Source organism: Ligilactobacillus sp. LYQ139, assembly GCF_045033025.1.
Taxonomy (GTDB): Bacteria; Bacillota; Bacilli; order Lactobacillales; family Lactobacillaceae; genus Ligilactobacillus.
The window spans coordinates 97,317-108,183 of the sequence record NZ_JBJFZW010000006.1 but is presented as its reverse complement, the minus strand read 5'-3'; the positions used below and the strand labels follow the sequence as shown (position 1 = coordinate 108,183).

Annotated in this window: 10 protein-coding genes and 1 tRNA gene; 7 read left to right on the top strand and 4 right to left on the bottom strand. The window is 47.0% G+C overall.

Annotated elements, in window-relative coordinates; genetic code table 11:
- Positions 1–8: 8 nt before the first annotated feature.
- The 4 genes from ACI3E1_RS06630 to ACI3E1_RS06615 all read left to right on the top strand — a co-directional run bounded on the left by ACI3E1_RS06630 (position 9) and on the right by ACI3E1_RS06615 (position 4,357).
- Positions 9–119, top strand: a complete 111-nt coding sequence (locus ACI3E1_RS06630) for an LPXTG cell wall anchor domain-containing protein (RefSeq protein WP_405024879.1) — start codon at positions 9–11, stop codon at positions 117–119.
- Between the two features lie 829 nt (positions 120–948).
- Positions 949–2,367 carry an APC family permease gene (locus tag ACI3E1_RS06625; RefSeq protein WP_405024873.1) on the top strand — a complete coding sequence of 473 codons (1,419 nt, stop codon included), beginning with the start codon at positions 949–951 and terminating at the stop codon, positions 2,365–2,367.
- A 130-nt stretch (positions 2,368–2,497) separates the two neighbouring features.
- Entirely contained in the window at positions 2,498–3,280 is a 783-nt protein-coding gene (locus ACI3E1_RS06620; RefSeq protein ID WP_405024872.1) for a DUF4931 domain-containing protein, read from the top strand.
- A 90-nt stretch (positions 3,281–3,370) separates the two neighbouring features.
- A complete protein-coding gene (locus ACI3E1_RS06615; protein ID WP_405024871.1) occupies positions 3,371–4,357 on the top strand; it encodes a beta-ketoacyl-ACP synthase III in 987 nt (328 codons plus the stop codon).
- A 68-nt stretch (positions 4,358–4,425) separates the two neighbouring features.
- Here ACI3E1_RS06615 and ACI3E1_RS06610 read toward each other — a convergent pair whose 3' ends face one another.
- The gene (locus ACI3E1_RS06610) at positions 4,426–5,211 is read right to left on the bottom strand and encodes a sulfite exporter TauE/SafE family protein (RefSeq protein WP_405024870.1); all 786 of its coding nucleotides are present in this window, start codon (positions 5,209–5,211) and stop codon (positions 4,426–4,428) included.
- 181 nt (positions 5,212–5,392) lie between these two features.
- Positions 5,393–5,740, bottom strand: coding sequence for a DUF4828 domain-containing protein (locus tag ACI3E1_RS06605; protein ID WP_405024869.1), 348 nt, complete (start codon positions 5,738–5,740; stop codon positions 5,393–5,395).
- Positions 5,741–5,922: 182 nt separating this feature from the next.
- Between ACI3E1_RS06605 and ACI3E1_RS06600 the strand changes: the two genes are divergently transcribed.
- The 3 genes from ACI3E1_RS06600 (at position 5,923) to wecB (ending at position 8,515) form a co-directional block, all read left to right on the top strand.
- Entirely contained in the window at positions 5,923–7,173 is a 1,251-nt protein-coding gene (locus ACI3E1_RS06600) for a DEAD/DEAH box helicase (protein WP_405024868.1), read from the top strand.
- Positions 7,174–7,228: 55 nt separating this feature from the next.
- Positions 7,229–7,302, top strand: a tRNA-Arg gene (locus tag ACI3E1_RS06595).
- Between the two features lie 70 nt (positions 7,303–7,372).
- On the top strand, positions 7,373–8,515 hold the full coding sequence (gene wecB / locus ACI3E1_RS06590) for a non-hydrolyzing UDP-N-acetylglucosamine 2-epimerase (protein ID WP_405024867.1): 1,143 nt from the start codon (positions 7,373–7,375) through the stop codon (positions 8,513–8,515).
- 156 nt (positions 8,516–8,671) lie between these two features.
- Here the strand turns inward: wecB and ACI3E1_RS06585 are convergent, their stop codons facing one another.
- Complete coding sequence (locus ACI3E1_RS06585) at positions 8,672–9,466, bottom strand: hypothetical protein (RefSeq protein ID WP_405024866.1); 795 nt, start codon at positions 9,464–9,466, stop codon at positions 8,672–8,674.
- A 28-nt stretch (positions 9,467–9,494) separates the two neighbouring features.
- A complete protein-coding gene (locus tag ACI3E1_RS06580; RefSeq protein ID WP_405024865.1) occupies positions 9,495–10,721 on the bottom strand; it encodes a glycosyltransferase family 2 protein in 1,227 nt (408 codons plus the stop codon).
- Positions 10,722–10,867: the final 146 nt, after the last annotated feature.

Here is a 10,867-nt window from a genome sequence, read left to right as displayed (position 1 = left end):
ATCAGCAATTGCCAGATACCGGTGATCACCAAGCAAAAGGAACAGCCCTGTTCGGAATTGTATTGATAGGGTTGGGACTAGGATTTGCAGAATTATGGCGAATTAAACGGATCCATTAAGTTTAGAACCCTATTTAGGTGAATTCTAAGAAAGAAGCACGTTATCGTTTATAAACGAAGCGTGCTTTTATGTTGCGGTAATTTTATTAAAAGACGTAAAGGCAAATGCTTGTTGAGTAGTCAGTTGTCGATTTTGATTTTATAGAGCTGCCAATGATCAATACACCCAAGTTTTCTGAGAGAATGTTTAGTGAAAAGGGAGGGTGAATATATATGCCACGGCGGGCTCAGAAGGAATATCAAATAAACGATGTATTTGTTGTAAATCATAAACTAATTCCATAAAATTTAAAGAAATATCTTTTATGAGTATCTGCGATTATGGGCATAAATTTTTCCCATCGAATTAAATTAACTATGACTTAGATGTTAAATATACTGTCTTCCCATACGCATTATAAAAGAAGAATCAATGAAAACGCAGGTGGGAGGGTGCTTTCCTAAGTAGCAACTATTAAAAGGTATTGGTGTGTGTTATTGCGCGAAATAACTAAGGTGTCGCCTTTGGGGAGTATGGCTGAATTGATAATTTTCAACCGTAAAATTCGTTTTTTAGTTGTTTTTAAATACATAGTAAATACACGAAAAATGCGTATTTTCCTTGTAATGACGAGTTTTTTTCGGTTGTTTCTAATTTTGATAACTTTTAAGCGAACAAATATTAAAGATAAAAATGCAACGTTAAGTTAAGCGATTAAAGGATATTAAAATCATGTACCCCGTGAATGAAATTATAAATCTTTCATCATAATCTAATCTTGTGCTACAATGTAAATCGCTGTGGTTGATCGTAGCAGGGTTACCGGCGAATAATTGAGGAGAAGAGAGAATGAATTTATTAAAAAGAATGTTTTTCCGTCAATCACCAACAAAGTACGGGCTAAAGGACGGCCACCTGAACCGTTCGCTCAGGGTACGGGATCTTTTATCTTTGGGAATAGGGATGATTGTTTCTACTTCGATTTTTACCCTTCCTGGGGAAGTGGCCGCTATGCATACGGGGCCGGCGGTCATTATTTCATTCGTAATTGCGGCAATCGTTGCTGGCCTAGTTGCGTTGGTTTACGCTGAGATGGCGGGGGCAATGCCGTTTGCTGGTTCAGCGTATACGTGGATTAACGTTCTCTTTGGGGAACTTCCTGGCTGGGTAGTTGGTTGGGCGCTCCTTGCTGAGTACATTATCGGCGTTTCTTTCGTTGTTTCGGGAATATCGGCAAACTTAAAGCCGCTTCTTGCTTCACTTGGGCTTCACCTTCCGGCTTTTCTCGCTGCTCCCTTAGGGCAGCGCGGTGGGGTGATTGATCTTATTGCGGTTGGTGTTGTTTTAGTTGTTGGGCTATTAGTATCACGAAATTTGTCTAAAATAACGTTAGTTGAAAATGCGTTGGTTATCCTGAAAATCTTTGCGATTCTTCTGTTTGTTGCGGTTGGAGCAACTGCTATCCATTTAAGTAACTTTCACCCGTTTGTCCCCGCATACCACGCGACGAGCAACGGTGCGTTTGGTGGCTGGCAGGGGATTTATGCGGGGGTATCCATGATCTTTGTTTCGTATTTGGGTTTTGATGCGATTGCTGCAAATTCAGCGGAAGCAGTGAACCCCCAAAGAACAATGCCCGGGGGAATTATTGGTTCATTGGGAATTGCATCGGCTTTCTTTATTGCAGTAAGTTGTGTTTTAATCGGGGTGTTACCGTATCAAAAGTACGCAGCGAGTGCTGAACCGCTTGGAATTGCGCTCCGGGCAATTCACCACCCGCTAATTGCGACCATTGTCCAGTTAATTGCCGTGTTTGGGATGTTTACCGCGGCGATTGGTTTTATGCTCTCCGGTTCGCGCTTAATTTACTCGTTTAGTCGTGATGGGATGTTACCCAGGTTTTTCAGCCTGCTAGATCGGAACCAGCAGCCCCGAAACGCCGTGATACTCATTACAATTATTGTAATTATTGTGAGTTCGCTCCTTCCGTTTAGCTTTTTATCCCAATTGGTATCTGCGGGGACGATTGTTGCCTTTATGTTTGTGTCAGTCGGTTTGTTCTTTCTGCGAAAAAGGGAGGGGCGCGATATTGCCCAACCAGCGTTTAAGGTGCCGGGTTATCCGGTCGTTCCGGCCCTAGCCTTTGTGTTTAGTCTGTTGGTTTTTGTTGGCCTTGATTGGGCCGCTAAGGTATATGCGCTAGGATGGTTTGTTTTGGGTGTCATAATTTACCTTATATATGGAATTTGGCATACGAATCGGGAATAGAACAGTATATTTAGGAATGATGGGGATGCCTGGCATTCCTTTTTTATAATGTGATTTATTTGGTAGTTCTTTTGTTGTATTCTAAAGGGGATTTTAATTGGGATTTATAATGGTTGGAGGATAGCGGTTAATGAAATCAGAGCAATTAATTTTCAACCGGCAGACGGGAAAACATAAGACTCACGCACAGCCTGGGACAGGATGCCCGTTTTGCGACCGGAATCATTTACAAAATATCTACGAACAGCAGGGCGATATTATTTTATTAAAAAATAAGTACGCCACCCTTAAGGATACAACCCAATTGGTGCTAGTGGAAAGTAAGCGGCATAATGCGGACATTTCAGTGTATTCGCGGGAGGAATGGCGGATAATTCTAGCGTTTGCGGTTAAGCGGTGGCGGCAAATGGCGGCGAGCGGGAAGTTTCGGAGTGTTATTTTGCATAAAAATTACGGACGGTTATCAGGCGGAACGCAGGTCCATCCGCATATGCAACTGATTGGATTAAAAAGAGTGGATGCGTATAAAGCGGTGTGTGATCCGGTATATTTTGAGGGGCTAGAAATTGCTCGGGATCAGGAAGCAGCGCTAAACGTGGCTACGCATCCGTTAATGGGGTTAGTTGAACTAAACGTGGTGTGGAATTCATCCCGTCAGTTAGAAGTAGTTGCGGACATGATTAAGGCGGCCGTTATTTTCGTGGTTACCCAGTACTATGACGGGCTCTGTAACGACTATAATCTTTTCTTTTATGAAGTGGGAACGCACCTGGCATGTAAGGTAGTTCCCCGGTTTGTTACGTCGCCGTATTTTGTGGGCTATCAGTTGTCCCAGTGCTTTGATGATGGTGGATTACGGACAGTTCAGGCGGCGGTAGCGCATCTTTATCAAGAAATTCAGAACAGCGAATAGAAGCGTTTTAAGTGGTGTTTTGCGCCGAAATTAAGTAGAATAAAGCCTAGGTTCTAAAAAAGAAATTCGGACAGAGAAAGAGGCATCATGATGGTAAAGGCAATTAAGCTGACGGCGACGGCCCACTACCTCCCGTCACGGGTCGTGACAAATGATGAACTTAGTCAGTTAATGGATACGTCGGACGAATGGATTCAGGCGCATACGGGGATTAAAACCCGCCACTTTGCACTGGATGAGGACACGTCAGATATGGCGTTAAGGGTCGCCCGCAAGCTTCTGGCGACGGCTGGGTTATCCCCAGCACAGATTGACCTGATTATTGTTTCGACCATTACGCCGGATGCCCTTACGCCATCTACGGCGGCAATTGTGCAGGGAAAACTGGGCGCAACGGATGCGTTTGCATATGATTTATCGGCTGCATGTGCGGGGTTTATCTTTGCGTCAACGACCGCTACGAAGTTCTTACGGACGGGCGGTTACCGGCGGGCAATGGTAATTAGTGCTGAAACGAATTCCAAGATGCTCGATTTTCGCGATCGAACGTCCGCCGTCTTTTTCGGCGATGGTGCGGCCGGAGCAATTTATGAAGCCAGTGATGATCCAGCCGACGAGATGGTTGGCGGTGAGCTTCTTGAGACGCAGGGTGATGCAAAATCGATTCATAGTGGGCGGGTGGCTCCGTTAAGTGCAGTCAAGGCGGATAATTATCCCCGGACCGATGCCTTTTATCAGGACGGGCATGCGGTATATGAGTTTGTTACCCAACGGATCCCCGAACACATTGCGACGTTCTTGCAGCAGGAACATTTGACCCCGGCAGATATCGACTTTGTGATTCCCCATCAGGCAAATCTCCGGCTGATTGAACAGCTTGCTGAGCGGACCGGGATTCCATTGGCAAAGTTTGCCCAGGAAGTGACGACGGTGGGAAACCTATCGTCGGTGGGAATCCCGCTGGCACTTGACCGGGCGGTTCGTGCGGGAAAGCGGCCCCAGCACGTATTACTCACGGGTTTTGGTGCTGGCTTGGCCTATGCAAGCATGATGTTAGACTTGTCGAAGTTAAAGTAGGATGTAGCAGAACTAAGGTCTATTAAAGAAGGGTTGGGATATGTCCCAACCCTTCTTTGTTATTTTCGCTAAATAAACTGCTTAACCCCTAAGTATAGAAGAATAAGAGCGATGATTGGTTTCATTACCCGGGAGAAGGTTTGCTTAGTTTTTTCGGGAAGATGCTGCATCACGATGGGCGCAAGACCTGCTCCCATAATTGTTCCTAATGACATGATGATGACGGGGTGCCAGGCAATCGTCATTGTTGTCCAGTGAAGCCCGATACCAACAATTGTGGTCCACATCCGAATAAAGGCTGATGCAGCCACGGCGTCTTCGAGCGATGCGTTTACCAGAAACATACCTGCTACTAAGGGCCCACCGCCTGACATACCTGCTAGGCCAGTCATTACTCCACTGACAATTCCCGTTCCATCAGCCACTACTTGATTGAGTTGTGTTTTAGTTGGTTTGTTTCGGTGGGGGCGGTGGGGAGCAATGATGGTTTTGTACAAAATTGATAGTGATAGGATTATCAGGATAATGCTGATGATAAGCTGGTAGTAATGTTGGTTAATCCGGTTAACCAGTAAGCTTCCACCTAGCGTTCCTATAAGTGCCCAGAATAAGAGCCGGTGTTCTTGGCGGTGATGATGAAATTTATGGTCGCCTTTTTTACGGACACCATGATAAATCAAGGTTGCGATGATTAAGGCGGGTAAGGTTGTAACTAACGCACTGGCAGCGGCTGTCTTAGCGGTGAGCCCTAAGAGCGTGATAAAACTTCCAATGTACAGTGCTGCGCCCATGCCGAGTGAAATCATAACGAATCCGATGATAAACCCGATGAGCAGTAACAGTGCTATTTCCATAAAAAAAATTCGCCTCACTTGCCGGTGACGATAATTTGTACCGGAATAGTTTCGGTGGTTAGCGGTGTAAAAAAGCCAACCATATTCCCGTTATACCACTATTTGCCCCAAACGGTTACATTTGTAGTCGAATTTTAATTCCTTTTATGTAAAAACTAATAAACCCCGGTGATTACGCTTATCACCGGGAAGAAATTGCTTCTAACTTATATGTTACGTCATCGGCCTCATCGTAAACCGTAGTGGGGCCATTAATTCCCGCCGTTACCTTAACGTGATAGCCATACTTATCAAGAAAGAGTAACTCGTTTTGATCGACCTTAACAATATGTCCTTCAATTTCGCGCCGATCAATGAAAAGGTGTAAGCTGGGTGCGATTGAGAAAGTATGCTGTTTTTTATTGGTGGAGTCAACGAACGTCCATTGTCCTGCATATCGAGCGGGAAAATTGATGGGAGCTGGACTTTTTTTATTCCACCACTCGTCAAGCCGCTTAATTTTGGGAATCCGTAAACGGGGCCGCTGCACGGTCGCTTCCTCCTTTCAGTCGTTCTTGTTACCATAATCATATCCTATTCCGCCTCGGCTGCGGGCGGTTTTTGCAAAGTGTAATTCAAATAAAATATTGTGATAGTTTTGTCATAAACTTTTCAGCGTTAGGTGTTTTCCGGTAAGATGAAAGTAGTTTAAGTTAATGTAAGGAGCGTACTATGAACGAACAGTTTGCGAAGTATTTTCAGGAACAAGGCTTTACGGTTCAAACACCGATTCAAAAAGAAGTGATACCAGCACTCGCGGCAGGGAGGAATGTTGTGGGGTTAGCACCAACTGGGTCGGGGAAAACCTTGGCGTATATTTTGCCGCTGCTTGAGAAGGTTATGCCGGGGGATGGGCTGCAAGTGGTTATTTTGGTACCTTCTCAGGAATTAGCTGTTCAGATTACGAATGTTACCCGTGCGTGGGCCCGGTTGATTAACATCAAGGTTCAAGCGGTTATCGGGGGCGCAAACATGCGCCGACAGGTCGAAAAATTACGGCATGTTCGACCAGAAGTGGTTGTAGGTACTCCGGGGCGAATTAATGATTTGATTACGGCCAAGCGGTTAAAAATGCACCAGGTAATTGCAATTGTTATGGATGAAGCCGATGCGTTACTGGCTGAGGAAGCCTCCCGCGAAATATGCCGGGCAATTGTAAGCCGCGCTAATGCGGATGTTCAACTTGGTTTTTTTTCAGCAACCGCCACGCCTATTTTAGACGAACTTCACCGGTGGTTCGGGGTACAAGTTACCCGAATTGATGTCCGGGCAACGGATCACACTCAGGGGGCAGTAACGCATTATATGGTTGCCGTGCCGACTAGAAAACGGGTGGATGCGTTACGGAAATTAGCCCGAATGGCGCAAATGCGGGCGTTGGTGTTTTGCAGTCAGACCGCTACTGTGCGTGAGCTGGTTGCTAAGCTTCAGTATCACCACGTTCCGGTAGCAGCGTTAATTAGTGGAATAAATCATCAGGACCGAGCCCACGCTCTCAGTAGTTTCCGTAAGGGACAGCTAAGGTTACTTTTAACCACCGATGTGGCTGCTCGGGGATTAGATCTTCCCGGGTTACCGGCCGTAATTAACTATGACATTGCCCGTGATCTTCGCACATATGTGCATCGGGTGGGCCGAACCGGCCGGATGGGCGCGCCGGGGATGGTGATTAACCTGGGAAATGAGCACCAATTGCGTTCTTTTCGGCAGTTGATCCGGCCAAACAAATACACCGTGGTTGACGGAGTGATTGTTCATGGTGAACTGGTTGCGGGAAAGCGGTCGCAGTCACCTAAAAATAAGCATCCAGCACCGGTTAGCCAGAAAACACAGCAGCTAACCGCCAACGGGCGAAGGAAGCACCGGAAAAAGCGGCGTCGAAATCAGAAAAATAAGGGAGTGCGGCGGAAAAAGCAGTCCTAATTAAGGTTGACTTTTATAATTACCACTAATTATACTAATTAGTGGTTGTTAGTATGCGCCCGTAGCTCAGCAGGATAGAGCAACCGCCTCCTAAGCGGTAGGTCATCGGTTCAATTCCGATCGGACGCATTAATAAAGATTTATGCAACGGGATGGTTGGGAAGACTGTCCCTTTGCTTTTAAAAAGGGAGTTTTAGGGATGAAGCAAGTTAAAGTAATGACGGTTTTTGGAACCCGACCGGAGGCAATTAAGATGGCCCCAATCGTACTAGCCCTCCAACAACGGTCTGCCGAGTTTATTCCGGTAACAGTGGTAACAGCCCAGCACCGGGAAATGCTTGATCAAGTGTTGGCGACGTTTAACATTACGCCGGATTATGACTTGAACGTGATGCATCAGCGCCAAACCTTAACGGACGTGACCACGAACGTTTTGCAAGGGATGGGGCCAATCCTTGAAAAGGAACAGCCGGACATTATGCTGGTTCACGGAGACACGACTACGACGTTAGCTGCAAGTCTTGCGGGTTTCTACCACCACGTTGCAGTAGGTCACGTGGAAGCGGGCTTGCGGACATGGGACAAGAACGCACCATACCCGGAAGAATTAAATCGGCAGATGACGGATGATATTAGTGACTTGTACTTTGCTCCTACACAATTAAGTAAGGAAAATCTCCTTAAAGAAAATCACCCGGAAAAAAACATTTACATTACGGGGAATACGGCCATTGATGCCTTGCAGCATACCGTGCGGACGGGGTATCAGGTTGCAGGGTTACCGGTAATTCCGGAGGATCACCGGTTGATTCTACTAACAATGCATCGGCGCGAAAACCAAGGAGCGCCAATGGAGCGGGTCTTCAAGGCAATTCGGCACGTTGTTGAAACGCATTCCGATGTTGAGGTTGTTTATCCAGTACACCTTAACCCAGCGGTTCAGGAAGTGGCTCACAAGGTCTTTAACGGGCTGGAACGGGTCCACCTAATTGAACCGCTTGAGGTGGTTGATTTCCATAACCTGGCTGCACAGAGTTACTTTATTATGACTGATTCGGGTGGTGTGCAAGAGGAGGCTCCGGCCCTAAAGAAACCGGTATTAGTTCTCCGGGATGTAACTGAACGGCCAGAAGGGGTTCAGGCCGGGACACTGCGGTTAGTTGGAACGGAAACAGCAGCAGTTACGGATGCGATGATTGATCTTCTGACTAATACCGCCGCTTACCAGAAAATGGCAACCGCTCGGAATCCTTACGGGGACGGTCATGCTACCGAGCGGATTTTAGCTGCTATTCAATTCTACTTTAACGGCGGCAAGCGGCCGGCTGAGTTTGGGCAGTAGGGTAGGAAGGAACAGCAAGATTTGATGGCTGGTTTTTGCTTCGTCCGTTTGGTTTTTGTCAGATTATTTATTAGAAATAACAACAAGGCTGGGACTTATGTCCCAGCCTTGTTTGTTTTAAACGGAATCAGCGGCTTTCCGTTTAATCACATTTAATTAAAAGAACCATACGGTTGTATCAGAACATGCCCACCAAGTGATGGTAGTCGTGTCAGAACATGTCCACCAGGTATCGTTGCAAGTGTCGTCGTCCCACCACCAAATAATGATTGACGGGCCGTTGTTGCAACTGTGGTCGGAGTGAACCGGTTGGGTTGCTGGCTTTTTCGTTGGTGCAGTTGGTGCAGTTGGTGCAGTTGGTGCAGTTGGTGCAGTTGGTGCAGTCGGTGCAGTTGGAGCTGTAGCAGCCGTGCCGGCCGTGCCAGCAGTTGGAGCTGTAGCAGCCGTGCCGGCCGTGCCAGCAGTTGGAGCCGTAGCAGCTGTGCCGGCCGTGCCAGCAGTTGGAGCCGTAGCAGCTGTGCCGGCCGTGCCAGCAGTTGGAGCCGTAGCAGCTGTGCCGGCCGTGCCAGCAGTTGGAGCCGTAGCAGCCGTGCCGGCCGTGCCAGCAGTTGGAGCCGTAGCAGCTGTGCCGGCCATACCAGCGGTTGGTGCGGTAGCAGCCGTGCCGGCCATACCAGCGGTTGGTGCGGTAGCAGCCGTGCCGGCCGTCCCAGCGGTTGGGGCTGTAACGACAGCGCAGGCCTTGCCAGTGGTTGACGCTGTGGTAGCCGTGCCAGCAATTCCTGCGGTTGCACCGTTAGCAGCGGTTGAAGCGTTGGGAGCAACAACCGTTGTGTGAGCTGTCGTTACAACATCGGCGTGAACATTTTGTGCCTTGCTAAAGCCAAAGCCTAGAGAAACTCCTAGACCAACCGTAGCAAGCGCGGTAACTAATTTACTACTATTCTTCATTTGAAGAACTCCTTTCTTATGATGAGCGTTACGATGTTTGAACACCGTGCGTGGTTTTAATCCAAGTTGATGCACCCGTCGCTTTACGATAGAATGCGATCAAAATTGCAGGGAAGAGAATGATGTTGTAAATAACCATGGTGCCACAAATGATTATTAGTTTGAGGGTCACCCGACAATCATGGAGTGCGTACTTAACTGCCATGTAGCACGAGAGAAAAGCAGCAATGCTAACTAAGAAAATAAAGAGTCCGATAAAGCGCATAAAATGGTAACATGCGTATCCCAAGTCGACAAAGTTAGAAAAACCAACCGCGACTGTAAAAAACGGAAGCATCATGAAAAACACCATTTCAAACTTTGCCCAAAAGCCAAGTTCACGGGACTTTACTACGGGGGCAAAGTATTTTTGGACACAATCCAATCCACCTTGAACCCACCGTGAGCGTTGGCGGATAAACGGCCGTGTTTTATCAACTGCCTCTTGATAAACAACAATGTCCGGGCAGTACTTTGTTCGTTTCCCCTTAAGGAGGAAGTTTGTACTAAACTCGAAGTCCTCGAGAAGAGCATTTCCCCAAGGATTTTGTTTATCGTCCATCGAGGAGAGGCGTACAAACTGGCCGTTTCCCGATGCCGCCGCATTACCGATAATATTCCGGACCCGCTGTATCCAGTCATTAACGGTTGCAAACTCAATATCCTGCATTAATTCAAGCCAGTTACTGACTTGGAGCATCCGCACCTTCGTCTGGAGTAAAGCTAACTCAGGATTTATCGCGTATTCTAACATTACGTTTTTAAAATCCGCTTCCTGCATAACCGCGTCCGCATCAAGGACACCAACGATAACGTGGTCATGATTATTCTGAGCCATTTCCCTAATTCGGTTCAACCCAAAATTAAGGGCGTTCCCTTTTCCGGTTTGAGCGTTGGGTTTGAAACGTTGAAGAAGCCCGATCTTGGCCGCACAGTGGTGTTCCGCGATGAATTGCTTGATGAGCTCACCTGTTCCATCATCCGAGCCGTCATCAATGACAAGTAGGGTGATATGATTGATGGTCGTTGTATTCTCGAGAAACTTACTGAGCGTGCTGTTGACAACTCCTGCTTCGTTAAGCATCGGCATTAAAATATACAAGTGATACCCGGCGGTAATACTAAAGTCCAAGGCGGACCGTTTTGGCTCGCGCAAGGATCCGATTACAAGGACGAGAACCCAAATTGTATAATATGAAATTCCGAATGCTGACACCCATCCACACATCCGAATAATCCAGGGTAGGATGTGATGAATTATAAAATGTAATATCGTCAGCATAGACCTTCTCCCTTTGTAAAATTCTGCCTCCCGCACGGTATGATACCACAGGTGGTTTCGGGGTTTAAATGTCATTAAAC